This window comes from Nonomuraea sp. NPDC050202 (assembly GCF_040656115.1).
In the GTDB taxonomy this organism is placed as follows: domain Bacteria; phylum Actinomycetota; class Actinomycetes; order Streptosporangiales; family Streptosporangiaceae; genus Nonomuraea.
On sequence record NZ_JBFALF010000014.1, the window covers coordinates 140,278 to 157,499 of the forward strand.

Here is a 17,222-nt window from a genome sequence, read left to right on the forward strand (position 1 = left end):
GATGGAACGTCGAGAGCGGGCCGACGCCGCCCGTAACAGGCAGGCCATCCTGCGGGCGGCCGAGGAACTGCTGCGGCGTCACCCGCCCGAGCAGGTCTCCGTCGAGCGGGTCGCGGCCGCCGCCGGCGTCGGCAAGGGGACGGTCTTCCACCGGTTCGGCAGCCGTACCGGGCTCATGCGCGAGCTCATGGCCGAGCGGGCCCGCGAGCTGGAGCAGGCCGTCGCCGAGGGGCCGCCGCCGCTCGGGCCCGGCGCGGAGCCGGTGGAACGGCTGGTCGCGTTCCTGGCCCGCGTGGCCGAGCTGGGGGCGCGCAACGGGAACCTCATGGCGGCGCACGAGCACGCCATGGCCACCAGGAAGGGTGCCGCCGAGGAGCGCAGGGAGAGCAACCCGATCTACGTGTCCTGGCATCGGCACGTGTCCGGGCTGATCGCCCGAGGGCGGCCCGACGTGGACGCCGAGGAGATCGCCCACATGTTGCTCGGCACCCTGCACATGGAGCCGATCGCGAGCCAGTTGCGGGCGGGGGAGCACGAGCGGCTGGCGGCGAGCTTCGCCGAGCTGGTCAGAGCGCTGTTCAGAGCGGGAGGTGGGTGACGGCTGAGCGGAAGGCTGTCACGGCCGCGACGATCGCCGGGTGGCCGCCGTTCCCCCGCCTGAACGCCGCCAGCGTGCGGCGGCTCAGCGGCAGGCGGGTGAGCCGTACGCCGGGCGGTGGGCTGGTCGCCGCCAGGTGAGGGACGAGCGCGACCCCCTGGCCGGCCGCGGCGAAGGCGAGCACGGTGTCGAAGTCGTCGAGGTGGTGCCGTACGACCGGCTCGAACCCGGCCGCCTGGCAGGCCCTGATCGCCATCGTGTGGCAGAGCGTGCCGGGCTTGTTGGTGATCCACGCCTCGTCCCGGGCGGCGGCGATCGAGGGCCGGTCCGTGAGGTACATCGGCTCGCTGAACATCGGCTCGGTCTCGATCGACGCGTCGGTGACCGGCGGGACGAAGTCGTACTCGTGCACGAGCGCCACGTCCAGCTCTCCCGCGCGCAGCGCCGCCGAGACGTGCGCCGGGTCGATCTCGGCCACCATCGGCTCCAGCCCCGGGTGGGCGCCGGTCAGGCCGGCGAGGGCGGGCGGCAGCAGCACGCGGGCCGCCGTGGGGAACGCGCCGATCCGCAGCGGCCCCGACGGCCCGCCCCGCGCGGCGGCGAGCGCCGCCGAGGCGCGTTCGAGCTGCTCCAGCACGGCCTGCGCGTGCTCGACGAGGAGCTGCCCCGCGGGCGTCAGCGTGACCGTGCGCCCCGTGCGTTCGAGCAGTGGCACGCCCGCCTCCCGTTCCAGCGCGCTGAGCTGCTGGGAGACGGCCGACGGCGTGAACGTCACCGCCTCGGCGACCGCGGCGATCGTGCCGCGCCTGGCGAGCTCGCGCAGGAGGTGGAGCTTGCGTGGATCGAGCATAAGCTCAGCTTAAGCTCAACCGTAGAAATCCGTGCTGGTGCTAACGGGTTGCCGTCGGCCAAGCTCGAAGCATGCTGAGAGGAATCCACGTACCGCTGGTCACGCCGTTCGACGCGTCGGGCGAGGTGGCCGTGGACGCGATCGAGAAGCTCGGCCGGCAGGTGCTGGACGAGGGGGCCGCCGGCCTGGTGGCGCTGGGCACCACCGGCGAGGTGGCCGCGCTCGACCCCGGCGAGCGGGCTCGGGTGATCGAGGCGTGCGCGCAGGTGTGCGCCGAGCGGCAGGCGTTGCTGACCGTGGGGGTGACGGGCGGCGACACCCGCTCCACGGCCCGGGCGCTGCGGGAGCTGCCGCCGGGGGTGGGGGCGGCGCTGGTGACGGTCCCGTCCTTCCTGCGGCCCGGCGAGCGCGGGGTCGTCGCGCACTTCGCGGCGCTGGCCGAGGAGACGCCGGTGCCGCTGGTGATCTACCACATCCCGTACCGGACCGGTCAGGCCGTCGGCGCCGCCACACTGCGCGAGCTCGGCGCGCACCCGATGATCGCGGGGATGAAGTACGCGGCCGGCGGCATCACCCAGGAGACGGTGGAGCTGCTCGCCGACCTGCCCGAGGGCTTCGAGGTGGTGTGCGGGGACGACGTGTTCGTCTCGCCGCTGCTCGCGATGGGGGCCGTGGGCGGCATCCTCGCCTCCGCGCACGTGGAGACGGGCGCGTTCGTGGAGCTGGCCGAGGCCTGGCACGCGGGCGACGTCGTACGGGCGAGGGCGCTCGGGCGCCGGCTGGCCCGGCTGTCCGCGTCGCTGTTCGCCGAGCCGAACCCCACCGTGCTCAAGGGCGTGCTGCACGCCCGTGGCCTGATCCCCACGCCCGACGTGCGGCTGCCGCTGGTGCCGGCCAGTGCCGAGGCGGTGTCGCAAGCCCTCGCCTAGGCCCCGTCCATCGTGATATTTCGTTCGGTGGAACGAAATATCACGCGTTAGGGGAGGCTGTGGCGGAAGAGGAGCGGCGGAAGAGCCTGCTGGACGCGCTCGGCGCGGCGGCGCGGGAGCAGAGCGACGCCACGGTGAGACACCGCGACGCGGTGGGGGCGCGGCTCGGGCTGGGCCCGGCCGAGGAGAAGGCGCTCGACCTGCTGCGCCGCCTCGGGCCGCTGACCGCCGGAGAGATCGGGCAGCACGCGGGGCTGGCTCCGGCGACGGTCACCGGGCTGATCGACCGGCTGGAGGGCAAGTGGCTGGTGCGGCGGGTACGTGACCTGCGGGATCGGCGGCGGGTCATCGTCGAGATCAACCACGAGCGGCTGGCCGGGTTCGCGGAGCTGTCCGAGCCGTACGCGGCGGCGCTGGAACGCGTGTACGCGCACTACAGCGACGACGAGCTGGCAGTGATCCTCGACTGGGTCCACCGGTCCACGGCCGCGCAGCGGGAGGCCACCCGCGCGCTCGCCGGAGAACAAGGGGTGGACACGAAGGCGGATCAGGGTTAGCGTTTCCGACCGATATGGGTTCCCTGTGATTCTCGCGCCAGAGGCGCACACGCGTTGAGCTGACTGCTCCGCCTGTGCCGCCTCACACGGTCATTTCCCGAGCCGAGAAGAGGGGGTGGGCCCTTTATGCGTACTGCTGCTGCCCAACTGGCACTTACCGAGATCACCAAGCGTTACGACACCCGCGTCGTGCTGGACCGCGTGTCCTTCACGGTCAGACCCGGCGAGCGGATCGGGGTGATCGGCGACAACGGGGCGGGCAAGTCGACGCTGCTCAGACTCATGGCGGGCGTCGAGCGGGCCGACAACGGCGAGGTCACGGTCGTCGCGCCCGGCGGGGTGGGATACCTGCCGCAGTCCCTGGAGCTGCCGCCGCACGCGACGGTGGCGGACGTCATCGACCTGGCACTGGCCGAGCTGCGCGAGCTGGAGGCCCGGATGCGGGCCGCCGAGCACGCGCTGGCGGAGCCCGACCCCGAAGCGGGTGCGGGACGCGAGGGGCAGGCCGGCGGCTCCACCGGGCCCGCAGCGGTCTACGCCCGGCTGGTGGCGGAGTTCGAGGCGCGCGGCGGTTACGAGGCCGACGTGCGGGTGGACGCCGCGCTGCACGGGCTCGGGCTGCCGGGGCTGGACCGGGCGCGCCCGGTCGGCACGCTGTCCGGCGGCGAACGCTCCCGTCTCGCCCTGGCCGCCACCCTGGCGGCCGACCCCGAGCTGCTGCTGCTCGACGAGCCGACCAACGACCTGGACGACCGGGCCGTGGCCTGGCTCGAACAGCGGCTGCGCGCCCACCGGGGCACCGTGGTGGCGATCACGCACGACCGGGTGTTCCTGGAGCGGGTGACCGCCACGATCCTGGAGGTCGCCGAAGGGCAGGTACGCCGTTACGGGGACGGGTACCCGGGCTACCTCGTGGCCAAGGCCGCCGAGCGGGCGGCGCGGCTGCGGGCGTACGAGGAGTGGAAGCAGGAGCTGGCCCGGCACTCCGGGCTGGTCACCGCGAACGCCGGCCGCATGGCCGCCATACCGCGCAAGATGGCCAAGGCGGGCATGGGCACCGGGGCCTGGCGGGCCCGGTCGCGCACGCACGGCGCGGCCGGGCGCGTACGGCAGTCGCAGCAGCGGATGCGGTGGCTCAGGGACAACCCGGCGTCCCGGCCGCCCGACCCGCTCCGCTTCACGCCTGCCTTCGCGACGGATGCGGTGGACGGCGACGTGGCCGTGCTCGACGGGGTGCGGGTGGGGAGCCGGCTGCGGCTGGACGCCCTCACCGTGCGCTCCGGCGAGCGGCTGCTCGTCACGGGTCCGAACGGCGCGGGCAAGACCACGCTCATGCGGGTGCTGGCCGGGGAGCTCCAGCCGGACGCGGGCACGGTACGGCGGCCGGGCCGGATCGGCCACCTCAGGCAGGACGAGCCCGCCGGGCCGCCGGACCGGACCGTGCTGGGGGCCTACGCCGCCGGCCGGCCGGGCTCGCTCGACGAGCACGCGGACGCGCTGCTGGCCCTGGGCCTGTTCCGGCCCTCGGACCTGCGGTTGCGCCTGGGCGAGCTGTCGTACGGGCAGCGACGCAGGGTCGAGCTGGCCCGCCTGGTCAGCGAGCCCGTGGACCTGCTGCTGCTCGACGAGCCGACGAACCACCTGTCGCCGCAGCTCGTCGAGCAACTGGAGGAGGCGCTGACCTCGTACGAGGGCGCGCTGGTGATCGTCACCCACGACCGCCGCATGCGCGCCGCCTTCACCGGCTCCCACCTGGAGCTGCACGAGGGCTCAGCGCTCTGACTCCCTGATGGCCGTGCCGACCTCGCCCACCCGGTCGGCCAGCAGGCCGATGGCGCCCACCGCCCGCACCATCGGGTCGTCCTCGGCCCCGCCCAGGGCCCTGGCCTTGAGGTAGGCCGCCTTGACCGCCGCCCAGCGCTCCGCCTGGGCGGGGGTCAGGCGGCCGCGCAGCTCGGCGAGCTTGAGCAGGTTCGCCTCCGCGTCGGAGGTGAGGGTCTGCGCCTCGCCGAGGTAGTGGTCGTCGATCATCGCTTCCAGCTCGTCGTCGTTCATGGCGGGCACGATGCGCTCGGCCAGCTTGTTCATGTTCCGGTAGGAGCCCTGCAGCCGGTACGGCGGCTCCGTACGGGCCGCGTCCGACTGGGCGGCGGAGGCGATGTAGGCCTGGTTGTTGGCCAGCACCACCTCCTGCACCCGCACCAGCTTGGCCAGGACGCTGAGCAGCTGGTCCAGCTCGGGCTTGGTGTAGGGGTGCTTGAGCTGGTCGGGGCGGACCGCCGGGTCGCCCTTCGCCAGGCGGACGAGCAGCTCCACGTCCGTGCGGTCGCGGCCGGAGAGCGGAGCGAGGACGGGATTGGAGGTGAGGGCGTTGTCCACGTAGCTCAGCGCGAACAGCTCCTCCTTGCCTGACAGCACGTCGCCCAGGTTCCACACGTCGGCGCGGTTGGCCAGCATGTCGGGGATGCGGAAGCGCTGCCCCGACTCCGTGTACGGGTTGCCCGCCATGCACACCGCGAACCGCTTGCCGCGCAGGTCGTACGTCCTGGTGCGGCCGTTCCACACGCCCTCGATGCGGCGCTGGGCGTCGCACAGCGAGATGAACTTCTGCAGCAGTTCCGGCGAGGTGTGCTGGATGTCGTCCAGGTAGAGCAGGGTGTTGTTGCCCGCCTCCAGCGCGAACGAGATCTTCTCCACCTCCTGCCTGGCCGTCGCGTCGGGCGCGTCGGCCGGGTCCAGCGAGGTGACCTCGTGGCCCAGCGCGGGGCCGTTGACCTTGACGAAGACCAGGCCGAGGCGGCTGGCCACGTACTCCATCAGCGTCGTCTTGCCGTAGCCGGGCGGCGAGATGAGCAGGAGCAGGCCCATCTGGTCGGTACGCTTGCCCGCGCCCGCCGCGCCGAGCTGCTTGGCCAGGTTGTCGCCGATCAGCGGCAGGTACACCTCGTCGAGCAGGCGGTTGCGCACGAAGGCGCTCATGACCTTCGGCCGGTACTCGTCCAGGCGCAGGCGGCGGCGCTCGGCCTCGACCAGCTCGTTCCTGCGGCGCTGGTAGGCGCGGTAGGCCGGGACGCGCTCCCGGGCGAAGCGCCGGGTCCTGGGCAGGAGCTCGTCGAGGCGGATCTCCAGCTTGCGGTCCTTGATCCGCGGGTGGGCGCCGAGGAGGCCGTTCACGGTGTCCGCGGTGGTGGCGCTGGAGTCGTGGCGGGGCAGGTGGTCGCAGAGCTGTACGGCCAGCGCCTCCGCCACCTCCGGCCCCTGGTGGTAGGCGGTGAGCCAGGCCTGGGCGAGCTGGACGCGCTCGGGGAGGGGCAGCGCCTTGAGGTCGTCCTCGAACTCGCGCAGCTTGACCGGCCCGAGGGCGTGCCGGAACCCGTCGAGGAGGTCGAGGGCAGGCTTGGCGGTGACGAAGCCGGCGGGCGTGGTGGCCAGCTCCTCGACGAGGTATTCGCCGGCGAGGTCCACCGCGGGCAGGCCCAGGCCCGGCAGGAACGCGGCGATCGACCTGTCCAGCTCGTCGGCGAGCGAGCCCAGGGCGGGCGTGATACCGAAGATCGTGCGGGCTCTGACCAGCGACGCGGCCCGGGCGGCCAATGTTTTACGTGAAACCTCGTCCGTCCCGAATGTCCAGAAGAGCTGCGCCGCCGCCCTGGTCGCGGCGGGATAGCGCAGCAGCCCGGCGCCCTCCCGCAGCCGCACCAGCGTGTCGAGGATGAGCGTGGCGTCGTGGTCGTGGACCCCGCGCTCGTAGCCCTCGTCGTAGCGTTCCTCGGCGGCCCGGCGGACGAGCTCGTCCAGCGGCGCGCCCGCCGTCACCGAGTCGAGCAGCGAGGCGGCCAGGTGCTCGCCCCGGTAGACGTCCGCGGTCTCGGAGACCAGCACCTGGTCCCAGAACGCCCGGGTGTCGTCGAAGGAGGCGGGCACGGGCGCCCGGTAGTCGGTGCCGGTGATCGCGAAGTTCATGGCCACGCGCTCATGGTCGCGGCCGCTTCCGGGCTCGTTGGCTCGTGCCTCGCTCTCTCCCCCGGAGCTCCTCCGCTCCACGTGCGGCACCAGCGTCAGGTCGATCGGCTGGGTGTTGACGGCGAAGCGGTGGCGGCCCAGGCGCAGGGTCTCGCCGCCGTCCGAGAAGAGGTCGAGGCGGTCCCGCAGCGCCCGCCCCGCCTCCTGCTGGGCCGCCTTCACCCTGCCGTCGAGCTCCTCGGCCCGCACGGCGTCGCCCAGCCTCCGCAGGTCGGCGGCGGCCGAGCGGACCTTGGCCACCATCGGGTCGGTCGCGAAGTAGGTGTTGACCTCGTCCGGCGAGGACAGTGTCCCCAGCCGCCGGGTGATGCTGCCGAGGATGCGCTCGGCGGAGGCGAAGACGCGGTCGGCGCGGCGGGCGAGGTCGTCGAGCTGGGTCTGCTTGCGGGCCGAGAAGGCCTCGTAGACGTCGTCCCGCTTGGCGGCGAGCTGCGCGGCGAAGTCGCCGGACTCGCCGAAGCGGGACTCCAGGTTCTCGACCTGCAGCATCAGCCGCCCGAGCTGCTCGTCGCACTTCTCCGGCGTGTCGGCCATGGCCAGCGCGCCCGTGACGGCCTGCCCCAGCAGGGCGAACTCGGCGGCGAACGCGGCCCGTCCCTCCGCGCCGAGCAGCTCGCGCCGCCGCCCGTCGAGCACGGCCCTGGCCCGGTTCACGCCGCCGAGCACCTCGGCGATGCGGCCCAGGATCGAGGTGCGGACGGTGGCGTCGGCGATGTCCAGCGACCCGACGACCTCGGTGACCACCTCCAGCCCCTCGGCCTGCTCGGCCAGCCGGTCGGCGACGGGCTCGGCCTCGGCCACGGTGCCGATCGCGGCGGCCTCGGCGGCCAGCGCCTCGACGGCCGCGTGGTAGGCGGTGAACGCGTCCTGGCCCGACAGGAACGCGACGGCCCGCTTGCCTGCCGACTCCAGCTCTTCGAGCACGGACGCGGACAGCGAGGTCAGCGCGTCCAGGTCGAGGTAGCGGATCTCGCGCAGCGTCACCAGGTGCCCCTGGGCGCGGCGCAGCGTGGCCAGCAGGGTGACCCAGGCGTCGGCGGTGGCCGGGTCGTCGGCCCTGGCGCGGCGGACGAGCTGGGTGGTCTCCTGCGTGGCCGTGGCCAGGGTCTGCGCGGCCTGGCGGGTGAGCTGCTCGACGTTCTCGTACTCGTCGAGCACCTGCTCGGCGGTGGCGCGCACGTCGGCGAGCGGCCCGCGCAGGCCGTGCTCGCCGAGCCAGTGGTAGGAGTCGAACGCCCGGGTGCAGGCGGCGATCAGGCCCTCGAACGTGCCGGCCGACGGCGCCATCTCCTCGACCATGCGCGCCACGGACAGGCAGTCGGAGATGCCGCGGACGAGCTCGGCGTTGCCGATGCGCTCCAGCGGTCCCGTGCCGGTGGGCTGGGCGGCGGCGTAGGTGTCCGACACGTACGGCGTCTGCCACACCTGCATCGGGTGCACCCGCGTCGGCTCCTCGGAGGTGGCGCGGAAGACCACCATGGTGCCGTCGTCGAACAGCGAGTACCCGTGGCAGACGATGGGGGTGGCCACCTCCTTCCTGATCAGGTTGTACGGCAGCAGCAGCGACCGCCCGTCGCCCCTGGCGTGGAAGACGTACAGGACGTCCTCGCCGTTGGGGGAGCGGACGACCCGCTCGAACTCCAGGTCCGTCACGTCCGTGTCGAACGTCTTGCTGACCCCCGTGGCCAGGTAGTAGCCGCCGGGGAAGATCAGCCCCTGGTCCTCGGGCAGCCGCTGGCAGGCCTGCCCGATGCCGTCGAGCCGGACGACCGCCTTGGTGCGGACGTTGAAGACCAGGTGCCGCCGGCCGGTCTCCTTGTACGGCCGGATCCGCATGAGGATCAGCGGCCCCACGCGGGCGTACTCGACGTCGGCGTCCGCCAGGCTCTGCAGCGGCTCGGCGACAGGCTCGGAGTAGATGCCGGCGCCGGTCTCCGTGTTGTCCTCGATCTTGATGGTGAGGTCGCCGCCGACGGTCTCGACGAACACCTCGCCGCCGATGGAGATGTGCGGGTGGCGGCCGAGCACGTGGTCGTCGCGGGTGGTGGGCGTCCACTCGAAGTCGTGGGACGGGGGGAACGTGTGGTCCCGCTCCCCGCGATTGTCCTGATATCTCGGGACCCCGCCGGTGCTGACCGTCCAGCGCAGCACCCGCGTGTCCGCCGGTCCGGTCCGGAACACGGCCAGCAGCTTGCCCTCGGCCCGCCGCAACTGCTGGAGCCTGGTTTCCTTGTAGTAGCGGTAGAGCTCGGCGAAGTCCTTCCTGAACGCCGGGTCGTCCAGCGCCTCCAGCTTGTCGGCGTCGAACCGGAAGGCGTCGCCGTCCCTGGAGAAGCGGTGCACGGCGAACACGTCCGCCACCGTCGTCTCCGGTTTGAGCCCGATGAAGACGTTGTAGCCGAAGAGCATCACGTTCCCCAGGGAGACGATGTCCCTGGGGACGCAGTTGTTCTCGGTCCTGATCCGCTCGGTGCCCAGCAGGCGCAGCTCCGCGCCGCCGAAGACGCTCAGCCGCTCCTGGTTGACGGCCTCGGCCGCCGCGGCCAGGGTCCTGGCCTGCGCCTGGAGGCGGTTACGCAGGACTTCGTACGTCCCCGCCTCCAGCTCGGTCGTCGTCGTCATGCTCACCTGGCGCCGGCCAGCGCCGCCACCGGCGAGTCGGCCACGCCGAGCCTGCGGGCCGTCTCCAGCAGCTCACCGAGCGCCGTCGACTGCGGGCCGCCGTCCTGGATGAGCCGCATGAGCAGGGCGGACACGGTCAGGTTCTTCAGGTCCTCGGTGCTGACGCCGCCGACCACGCTCGCGAGGTCGGCCGCCAGGCTGGCGCTGCCGTTGACGTACGGCGAGACGATCGCCCCGGCGACCCGCGAGTGGTCCACGAAGCCGTCCACGACCTTGCCCGCGGTGATCGAGCCGACCACCTTGTCGAAGAACATCGTGTCGCCGCCGACGATGTCGATGTTGGCCTTGGCCAGCCCGGCCGCCAGCACGCTGGCCTGCGACTCGGCGACCTGCCGGCTGACGTCGATGTGCTTGAGCCTGATCTCCTTGTCGGCCTCCAGGCGCAGGCGGTACTCCTCGTGCGCCCTGCTGGCCTCGTCCAGCGCGGCCATCGCGGCGGCCTTCTGGGTCAGGCCCTCGGCCTCGGCCTTGAGCTTCTCGCCCACGGCGGCGGCGCCGGCCAGGGCCATCGCCTGCTCGCCCGCGGCCTGCGCCTTGAGCCGGTCGCCCTCGACCAGCGCCATGGCCCTGGCCCCGTCGGCCTCGGCGGCCAGCTTCTCCTTCAGCACCAGCGCCTCGGCGCGGCCCACCTTCTCGATGGCCTCGGCGTCGCGCTCCCTGACCTGCACCTGCGCCAGGCCGGAGGCGGCGGTCTCGGCCTGGACGCCCTCGGCCAGCCGCATCTTGGCCCTGGCCTCCAGCTCGGCCGCCTGCTGGCGTGCCTCGGCGAGCACGAGCTCCTCGCGCGCCCTGAACTTGGAGGCGGCCTCGGCGGCCTCGGCGGCCTTGATGTCCTTGACCAGGTTCTCCTGGGCCTCGGCCTCGGCGGCGATGATCACCTGCTGACGGGTGCGCTCGGCCTCCTCGACCACGCGCAGCCGCTTGATCGACTCCTCCTGCTCGGCCACGGTCTTGTCGACCGCGATGCGCTCGCGGATGACCTCGGCGATCGACCGCTTCTCGGTCTCGACCTCCTTGTCCTTGGCGATGCGCGACAGCTCGGTCTCCCGCTCGCGGGCGATGACCTCCAGCAGCCGGTCCTTCTCGATGCGCTCGGACTCGATGGCGATCACGCGCTCGCGGTTCTTCTCGGCGACGGCGATCTCGCGGGCCCGGTTCTCGTTCTGCACGCCGAGCTGCTCGTCGGTCTTCATGTGCGCGGCCTGGGCGCGCAGCCGCTCCTCGGCCTGCACGCGGGCGATCTCGGCCTCCTCGCGCGCCTTGACGGTCTCGATCTCGCGGCGCTGCTTGAGCTCGGCGTCGGCCTGGCGGCGCTCCAGCTCCAGGATGGCCTCGCGGGCGTCCACGTTCTGGCGGGTGATCTCCTTCTCCTCGCTGCGCTGGAACTCGTTCGTGCGCACGTGCTCGATGGCCGTCAGCTCGGTGATCTTGCGGATGCCCTGCGCGTCGAGGATGTTGCTCTTGTCGAGCTGGTGCAGCGCGGTCTGCTCCAGGTAGTCGATCGCGGCGTCCTCGAGGCTGTAGCCGTTCAGGTCGGTGCCGATCAGCCGGACGATCTCGTCACGGAACTCGTCGCGCTTGGTGTAGAGGTCGACGAAGTCGAGCTGCTTGCCGGCGGTCTTGAGCGCCTCGGAGAACTTGGCGTTGAACAGCTCCTGGAGCGTTCCCTCGTCGCTGGCGCGGGCGGTGCCGATGGCCTGGGCGACCTTGATGACGTCCTCGGCGGTCTTGTTCACGCGGACGAAGAACGTGATCTTGATGTCGGCCCTGATGTTGTCCCGGCAGATGAGCCCCTCGCGGCCGGTCCGCTCGATCTCGATGGTCTTGACCGAGATGTCCATGATCTCGGCCTTGTGAACCACGGGCAGCACCACGGCGCCGGTGAACGTCACGTCGACCTTGTTGACTTTCGAGACGATCAGCGCCTTGCCCTGCTCGACCTTGCGGAAAAGGCGGCCGATGACGAAGAGGAGACCGATCACGATGACGAGGATGACGGCCAGGAAAATCCCGAAGCCAGTGGAGATGACGTCCATCAGTGCTCGCTTTCGTACGGCATGACCCAGAAGAATTCGCCGTCTTTGTCGTATTCGAAGATGAGTGCGTTGTCGCCGCGGGCGAGGCGGTCCCGGCCGGTCGTGCGGACCTGCACGACCGCGGACGAGCCGTCGGCGGCGGTGACCTCGGCCTGGCCGAAGTCCGGTGTGGCCGTGCCGGTGCGGATCACGCACATCTGGCCGACGAAGTCGCCGCGCGAGCGCGTGTCCCCCTCGGGGAACAGCCTGCGTAGCGGCGTCAGCAGGCCGCGCACGGCCAGCCAGGCCAGGGCCACCGCGGCGAAGGGCACGGCGATGAGCGCGCCGGCCGGCGCCAGCACGCTGCCGATCAGGCAGAGCAGCCAGGCCAGCGCGATGAGCAGTGAGAGCGTGACCCCCGCTGGGACTCCCCCGAGGCCCAGCCACGTGGCGTCGTCATCCGCCTCGAAGAGGCCGGTGATGACGGTCAGCCAATAGACGGCGACCACCACGAGAAGGAAAGTGAAAATGACAGTCGGAAAGCTCAGTGCGATGTGTAAGAAGTCGGTCATCCCGCCTCGGTGCTACAAGTCCCCCTGTGATGTCCTGTCGGACTATATACAGATAAAGCACACCTAAAGCAGAAAGTTCCCGAACCGGTTGGTGTCTTGACCTCAAGTGTGGTTGAGGCAGCAGGCTGGCCCGCATGACAGAACTGATGAGAGCGGCGGCGTTCGCCGAACCCGGTGGCCCCGAAGTGCTGAAGGTGATGGAGTTGCCCAAGCCCCAGGCGGGCCCGGGACAGGTGCGGGTACGCGTGCGGGCGGCCGGGGTGCAACCGTTCGACGCGGCCGTGCGGGCGGGGTGGCTGCCGCCGTACCTGGGGGAGGTCGCCTTCCCGCGCGTCCCCGGCAACGAGTTCGCCGGCGTGGTGGACCAGGTGGGCGAGGACGTGACCGGGGTGGCCGTGGGGGCGGAGGTGCTCGGGTTCACGGCGCTGTTCAGCTACGCCGAGTACGTCGTGGTGCCCGCGGCCAACGTGACGGCCAAGCCCGCAAGCGTGCCGTGGGAGGTGGCCGGCGGGCTGACCGCGGGCGTGCAGACGGCCGAGCTGGCCATCGACGGGGTGGGCCTGGCCGAGGGCGAGACGTTGCTCGTGCACGGCGCGGCCGGCTCGGTGGGCACGGCGGCCGTGCAGATCGCCAGGAGGCGCGGGGCCACCGTGATCGGCACCGCCCGCGAGGCGAACCACGACTACCTGCGCGACCTGGGCGCCATCCCCGTCGTATACGGCGAGGGCCTGGCCGACCGGGTGCGCGCGCTCGCCCCGGGCGGCGTCGACGCGGCGCTGGACGGGGCCGGCGGGCACGCGCTGGAGGTCTCGATGGAGCTGGTGAGCGACCGCTCCCGCATCGTCACGCTGGTCGAGCACGGCAGGGCCGCCGAGCTCGGCGTCCGGCTGGTCCAGGGGGACCGCTCGGCCGAGCGGCTCGGGCGTTACGCGGCCCTGTACGCCGAGGGCGCCTTCACGTTCCCGGTGCGCAGGACGTACCGGCTGGAAGAGGCGGCGGACGCGCACCGGGAGATCGAGACCGGCCACGGCCAGGGCAAGATCGTCATCACCATCTAGCGCGTACGGCCTCCGCGACCCGGATCAGGACCTCGTAGAGCATGCGGTCGCCGTCCTCCACGTCCCACAGGAAGTTCTGCAGGACCCGGCCGAGCGTCCAGCCGGCAGCGCGCCGCGGGTCGAGGCCGAGGGCGTCCACCATGAAGTCGAAGCGCCGCAGCACCGCGCGCGGCACGTCGCCGTCCGTGATCACCTCGTCCCACCGGTTCCACAGCGCGGGCAGCAGCTCGAACCCCGGGTCGCCCGCCAGCGGCTTTGGGTCGATGGCCAGCCACGGCTCGCGCTCGCCCGCCAGCACGTTCTCGTAGTGCAGGTCCCAGTGCAGCAGCCGGTCGCCGGGTTCGGAGACGAGCTCGGCGACCGCTCCCGCGCACCAGCGCAGCCAGTAGCGGTCGCGCTCGCCGTAGACCTTGGCGACGGCGCCGTCCACGCGGTCCAGCATGCCCTGCGCCAGGTCGCCGAGGTGGCGCACGCCCGCGGGGGCCGGGTGGGACGACAGGCGGCGCAGCAGGCCCGCCAGCAGGTCCAGGGAGTCCATGACGTCGGGCAGGTCGGCCAGGGACCGGCCGGGATCCAGCCGTTCGAGCAGCATGGTGCCGGTGTCCGGGTCGGCGTCGAGCAGCAGCACCGAGCCGTCGCCCGCCCAGGTGCGCAGGGCCAGCGCCTCGTCCACGGTCTCGCTGGTCACGGGTTGCAGCTTGAGCGCGGCGGGGGTGCCGTCGGCACGCACCACGGGCAGCACCAGCGCGACGATCCCGTGGCTCGGCTCGCCGTCCAGCCGCAGGTCCCACTCGTCCAGATAACGCTCGGCCAGGGCGGGCAGCGCGGCGTTCCAGCCCGGCCCGGCGTCCTGCGGGTACTTCAGGTGTGACGCGGTCAGCGCCTCCGGCACCTTGATCCTCATGACCCCCAGTGTGCCAAGGGCCGCAGGTCTAGGGCTTCCCCTTATGCGAACCCTGAGGCGGCGCGACGGGGGCCGTGCCTACGCTGACGGCCCCCGATGCAGGGAGGGCGGCCATGGCGGCGACGATCGTGTTCATCCACGGGCGGGGTCAGGAAGGCAAGGACCCGCGGGCGCTGCAGGGGGAGTGGTGCTCCGCGCTGGCCGCGGGGCTGGGCGTGCCCAGGCTGACCGTGCCGTGCGTGCTGCCGTACTACGGCAACGTCCTGCACCGGGTCACCGCCCAGGCCGCCAAGGAGGCAGCCGCCCTGCCGCTGCCCGCCGGCGGCGACGAGGAGATGCCGTTCCACCCCTTCCTGCCGGAGGACGTCGGAGAGCTGGAGCGCCTGCTGCTCGCCGACCTGGCCGCGAGCGCCGGAGCGTCGCAGGAGATGCTCGGCATCTCCGACCTGCTGTCCTGGACGCTGGCCCGGCGCCTGCTCACCTGGGTCTCCAGGAACTCCAGCGTGGACAAGGAGATCATCAAGGTCTTCCTGCAGGACGTCGCCGTCTACCTCAGCCACGGCCGCAAGCCGGTGCTGGACGAGGTGCGCCGCCTGCTGCCCGCCTCCGGCGACATCGTGCTCGTCTCGCACAGCCTGGGGACGGTGGTGGCCAGGGACCTGCTCGTGGAGGAGCAGGTCCGCAGGCGGGTCGTGTTCTGGGTGACGGCCGGCTCGCCGCTCGGGCTGCCCACGATCCAGCGCAACCTGCTGGCCAGGGGGACCCGGCATCCGGGCGTGCGGTGGCTGACCACGTACGACGTGAACGACATCGTGGCGCTCGGCCATCCGCTGGAGCGCGCGTGGGGGACGCCGCTGAGCCAGATCGAGGTCGAGAACCAGGACACCCCGCACGCCATCGACCGTTACCTGCGCCACCGCACCGTCGCGGGGCCCATCGGCCAAGCCTGCGGCTGACCTCCTAGTAGTGCCAGGGGAACGGCGACCAGTCGGGCTCGCGCTTCTCCAGGAACGAGTCGCGCCCCTCGGCGGCCTCCTCCGTCATGTACGCCAGCCGCGTGGCCTCGCCGGCGAACACCTGCTGCCCCACCAGCCCGTCATCGACGGCGTTGAAGGCGAACTTGAGCATCCGCTGCGCCGTCGGCGACTTGCCGTTGACCTTGCGCGCCCACTCCAGCGCCGTGCTCTCCAGCTCCTCGTGCGGCACCACGGCGTTGACCATGCCCATCCGGTGCGCGTCGGCCGCCGTGTAGGTGTCGCCGAGGAAGAAGATCTCGCGGGCGAACTTCTGCCCGACCTGCCGCGCCAGGTACGCCGACCCGAACCCGCCGTCGAAGCTGGCCACGTCGGCGTCGGTCTGCTTGAACCGGGCGTGCTCGGCGCTGGCGATCGTGAGGTCGGCCACCACGTGCAGGCTGTGCCCGCCGCCCGCGGCCCACCCCGGAACCACGCAGATCACCACCTTGGGCATGAACCGGATGAGCCGCTGCACCTCCAGGATGTGCAGCCGCCCGGTGGCGGGCGTGCCGTCGGCGTACTGGTAGCCGTCCTTGCCCCTGATGCGCTGGTCGCCACCCGAGCAGAACGCCCAGCCGCCGTCCTTGGGCGAGGGCCCGTTACCGGTCAGCAGCACGCAGCCGACGTCGGTGGTCTGCCGGGCGTGGTCGAGCGCGCGGTAGAGCTCGTCCACCGTCTGCGGGCGGAAGGCGTTGCGGACCTCCGGACGGTTGAAGGCGACGCGTACGGTGCCCTGGTCGACCGCCCGGTGGTAGGTGATGTCGGTGAAGTCGAATCCCTCGACCGGCTGCCACGCCTTGGGATCGAACAGCTCGGAGACCATGGTCGGCAGCCTAGTGGATGCGCCCTTCGGCCCATTCGGCCCACTCCTTCTGGGCCTTGGCCAGGCGCATGCCGTAGTCGAGTGCCAGGCGGCCGTACACGGAGAGGTTGTCGGCGCCGCTCTCGACGAACTCGCGGATGCCCTCCATGTGCTCCAGGTCCTTGGCCGCCTCGCCGGCCTGCCGGCGCAGGTAGTCGCGGGCCTGCTCGGGCGAGACCTGGGCGAGGAAGAAGACCCGCAGCAGCATGTCGCTGCGCATCACCTTGGTCGGCTCCACCTCGGCGACCCAGCGCCGCAGCTCGGCCAGGCCCTCCTCGGTGATCGCGTACTCCTTGCGGCCCCGCGGCCCTTCCGCGACCACGTCCACGAGCCCCGCCTCGGCCAGCTTGCCGAGCTCGGAGTAGAGCTGGCTCTGCGTGGCCGGCCAGACGTTGGCGAGCGAGACGTCGAACGTCTTCATCAGGTCGTATCCGCTCGCGGGCCCCTCGGAGAGCAGTCCCAGCACGGCGTGTCGAAGGCTCATGTTCCTATGTTGACATATCTTGACAGGAGGTTCTTGTTTCGACATGTCAATTCAGGAACGTCTTTGAGGTGCCGCCTGCTCAGGTTTTCTGCCCTGGACCGTCCACGTGTTCGTGATCCTCATGGTGTGATTTATGTCACCTCGGCCCGCAGCTCCGCGAGCAGCTCCCCCTGATCGGCCAACATGTCGGTGAGGATGCGCCGGGCGGCGCCCAGCAGGTCGGCCAGTTCGGGCGTGGCGAGCGTGTAGACCACGGTGCTGCCTTCGCGGATCGCACTGACGATCCCCGCCCTGCGCAGGACGGCGAGCTGCTGGGAGAGGCTCGAGGCCTCGATGTCGATCTGGGCCAGTAGATCCCTGACGGGCAGTGGCCCTTCCTGGAGTAGCTCCAACACTCGGATGCGAGCGGGGTGGCCGAGCGTTCGGAAGAAGTCGGCCTTGGCCTGGTAGACCTCCACGTGCATATTGTCAGGGTAATCCAGTGCAGTTGCATAATTCTTCAAGTCGCTATGTTGTCGGATAGCATGACAGCGGGGACTAGGGAGTTGCCATGGGCCGAGGAAGAGCCAAGGCGAAGCAGACGAAGGTCGCTCGCCAGCTGAAGTACGCCAACCACAACATCGACTACGACCGGCTCCGCGAGGAGCTGGGCGCAGACGAGCGACGCGAGGA

14 protein-coding genes and 1 pseudogene are annotated in these 17,222 nt (G+C 71.7%); 7 read left to right on the top strand and 8 right to left on the bottom strand.

The features are described 5' to 3' along the window. Position 1 precedes the first annotated feature (1 nt). Positions 2-598, top strand: coding sequence for a TetR/AcrR family transcriptional regulator (locus tag AB0I79_RS32060; protein ID WP_357880828.1), 597 nt, complete (start codon positions 2-4; stop codon positions 596-598). Here AB0I79_RS32060 and AB0I79_RS32065 read toward each other — a convergent pair. Continuing rightward, positions 579-1,448 carry a LysR family transcriptional regulator gene (locus AB0I79_RS32065; protein WP_357880831.1) on the bottom strand — a complete coding sequence of 290 codons (870 nt, stop codon included), beginning with the start codon at positions 1,446-1,448 and terminating at the stop codon, positions 579-581. The two genes, AB0I79_RS32060 and AB0I79_RS32065, sit on opposite strands and share 20 nt — an antisense overlap. A 71-nt stretch (positions 1,449-1,519) precedes the next feature. On the opposite strand from AB0I79_RS32065, the gene AB0I79_RS32070 reads away from it, so the two are divergent. The 3 genes from AB0I79_RS32070 to AB0I79_RS32080 all read left to right on the top strand — a co-directional run bounded on the left by AB0I79_RS32070 (position 1,520) and on the right by AB0I79_RS32080 (position 4,716). Continuing rightward, positions 1,520-2,377 carry a dihydrodipicolinate synthase family protein gene (locus AB0I79_RS32070; protein ID WP_357880834.1) on the top strand — a complete coding sequence of 286 codons (858 nt, stop codon included), beginning with the start codon at positions 1,520-1,522 and terminating at the stop codon, positions 2,375-2,377. 59 nt (positions 2,378-2,436) lie between these two features. Continuing rightward, a complete protein-coding gene (locus AB0I79_RS32075; RefSeq protein ID WP_357880837.1) occupies positions 2,437-2,934 on the top strand; it encodes a MarR family transcriptional regulator in 498 nt (165 codons plus the stop codon). A 126-nt stretch (positions 2,935-3,060) separates the two neighbouring features. Beyond that, on the top strand, positions 3,061-4,716 hold the full coding sequence (locus AB0I79_RS32080) for a TlrC/CarA/OleB/SrmB family ABC-F type ribosomal protection protein (protein ID WP_357880840.1): 1,656 nt from the start codon (positions 3,061-3,063) through the stop codon (positions 4,714-4,716). Here AB0I79_RS32080 and AB0I79_RS32085 read toward each other — a convergent pair. Genes AB0I79_RS32085 through AB0I79_RS32095 form a run of 3 tightly spaced genes read right to left on the bottom strand, consistent with a single transcriptional unit; the run spans position 4,705 to position 12,226 of the window. Then, complete coding sequence (locus AB0I79_RS32085) at positions 4,705-9,579, bottom strand: DNA repair ATPase (protein ID WP_357880843.1); 4,875 nt, start codon at positions 9,577-9,579, stop codon at positions 4,705-4,707. The genes AB0I79_RS32080 and AB0I79_RS32085 overlap by 12 nt on opposite strands. Positions 9,580-9,581: 2 nt before the next feature. Next, positions 9,582-11,675 (bottom strand): flotillin family protein, encoded by a 2,094-nt coding sequence (locus AB0I79_RS32090; RefSeq protein ID WP_357880846.1) that lies wholly within the window; start codon positions 11,673-11,675, stop codon positions 9,582-9,584. Next, entirely contained in the window at positions 11,675-12,226 is a 552-nt protein-coding gene (locus tag AB0I79_RS32095) for a hypothetical protein (protein ID WP_357880850.1), read from the bottom strand. Before AB0I79_RS32095 ends, AB0I79_RS32090 begins: the two co-directional genes overlap by 1 nt. Positions 12,227-12,372: 146 nt before the next feature. On the opposite strand from AB0I79_RS32095, the gene AB0I79_RS32100 reads away from it, so the two are divergent. After that, positions 12,373-13,284, top strand: a complete 912-nt coding sequence (locus AB0I79_RS32100; RefSeq protein WP_357881157.1) for an NADP-dependent oxidoreductase — start codon at positions 12,373-12,375, stop codon at positions 13,282-13,284. Here the strand turns inward: AB0I79_RS32100 and AB0I79_RS32105 are convergent. Next, positions 13,274-14,188, bottom strand: coding sequence for an aminoglycoside phosphotransferase family protein (locus tag AB0I79_RS32105; RefSeq protein WP_357880853.1), 915 nt, complete (start codon positions 14,186-14,188; stop codon positions 13,274-13,276). The genes AB0I79_RS32100 and AB0I79_RS32105 overlap by 11 nt on opposite strands. A gap of 113 nt (positions 14,189-14,301) precedes the next feature. Between AB0I79_RS32105 and AB0I79_RS32110 the strand changes: the two genes are divergently transcribed. Further along, the gene (locus AB0I79_RS32110) at positions 14,302-15,144 is read left to right on the top strand and encodes a hypothetical protein (RefSeq protein WP_357880856.1); all 843 of its coding nucleotides are present in this window, start codon (positions 14,302-14,304) and stop codon (positions 15,142-15,144) included. A gap of 4 nt (positions 15,145-15,148) precedes the next feature. On the opposite strand, the gene AB0I79_RS32115 is transcribed toward AB0I79_RS32110, so the two are convergent. The 3 genes from AB0I79_RS32115 to AB0I79_RS32125 all read right to left on the bottom strand — a co-directional run bounded on the left by AB0I79_RS32115 (position 15,149) and on the right by AB0I79_RS32125 (position 17,014). Next, positions 15,149-16,027 (bottom strand): 1,4-dihydroxy-2-naphthoyl-CoA synthase, encoded by an 879-nt coding sequence (locus AB0I79_RS32115; protein ID WP_185111441.1) that lies wholly within the window; start codon positions 16,025-16,027, stop codon positions 15,149-15,151. Positions 16,028-16,037: 10 nt separating this feature from the next. Beyond that, positions 16,038-16,550: a PadR family transcriptional regulator gene (locus AB0I79_RS32120; RefSeq protein ID WP_357880859.1), complete on the bottom strand. Its 513-nt coding sequence runs from the start codon at positions 16,548-16,550 to the stop codon at positions 16,038-16,040. Between the two features lie 131 nt (positions 16,551-16,681). Further along, entirely contained in the window at positions 16,682-17,014 is a 333-nt protein-coding gene (locus AB0I79_RS32125; protein ID WP_043615149.1) for a metalloregulator ArsR/SmtB family transcription factor, read from the bottom strand. A gap of 86 nt (positions 17,015-17,100) precedes the next feature. On the opposite strand from AB0I79_RS32125, the pseudogene AB0I79_RS32130 reads away from it, so the two are divergent. Continuing rightward, positions 17,101-17,217: pseudogene (locus tag AB0I79_RS32130) on the top strand (DUF3073 family protein); the annotation flags it as partial. Positions 17,218-17,222: the final 5 nt, after the last annotated feature.

What these genes read in the sequence shown, in the direction of transcription:
- AB0I79_RS32095 (WP_357880850.1), bottom strand. Translation starts at nt 12,226, where the DNA reads ATGACCGACTTCTTACACATCGCACTGAGCTTTCCGACTGTCATTTTC.
- AB0I79_RS32070 (WP_357880834.1), top strand. Translation starts at nt 1,520, where the DNA reads ATGCTGAGAGGAATCCACGTACCGCTGGTCACGCCGTTCGACGCGTCG.
- AB0I79_RS32110 (WP_357880856.1), top strand. Translation starts at nt 14,302, where the DNA reads ATGGCGGCGACGATCGTGTTCATCCACGGGCGGGGTCAGGAAGGCAAG.
- AB0I79_RS32090 (WP_357880846.1), bottom strand. Translation starts at nt 11,675, where the DNA reads ATGGACGTCATCTCCACTGGCTTCGGGATTTTCCTGGCCGTCATCCTC.
- AB0I79_RS32065 (WP_357880831.1), bottom strand. Translation starts at nt 1,448, where the DNA reads ATGCTCGATCCACGCAAGCTCCACCTCCTGCGCGAGCTCGCCAGGCGC.
- AB0I79_RS32115 (WP_185111441.1), bottom strand. Translation starts at nt 16,027, where the DNA reads ATGGTCTCCGAGCTGTTCGATCCCAAGGCGTGGCAGCCGGTCGAGGGA.
- AB0I79_RS32085 (WP_357880843.1), bottom strand. Translation starts at nt 9,579, where the DNA reads ATGACGACGACGACCGAGCTGGAGGCGGGGACGTACGAAGTCCTGCGT.
- AB0I79_RS32105 (WP_357880853.1), bottom strand. Translation starts at nt 14,188, where the DNA reads ATGAGGATCAAGGTGCCGGAGGCGCTGACCGCGTCACACCTGAAGTAC.
- AB0I79_RS32080 (WP_357880840.1), top strand. Translation starts at nt 3,061, where the DNA reads ATGCGTACTGCTGCTGCCCAACTGGCACTTACCGAGATCACCAAGCGT.
- AB0I79_RS32125 (WP_043615149.1), bottom strand. Translation starts at nt 17,014, where the DNA reads ATGCACGTGGAGGTCTACCAGGCCAAGGCCGACTTCTTCCGAACGCTC.
- AB0I79_RS32060 (WP_357880828.1), top strand. Translation starts at nt 2, where the DNA reads ATGGAACGTCGAGAGCGGGCCGACGCCGCCCGTAACAGGCAGGCCATC.
- AB0I79_RS32100 (WP_357881157.1), top strand. Translation starts at nt 12,373, where the DNA reads ATGAGAGCGGCGGCGTTCGCCGAACCCGGTGGCCCCGAAGTGCTGAAG.
- AB0I79_RS32120 (WP_357880859.1), bottom strand. Translation starts at nt 16,550, where the DNA reads ATGAGCCTTCGACACGCCGTGCTGGGACTGCTCTCCGAGGGGCCCGCG.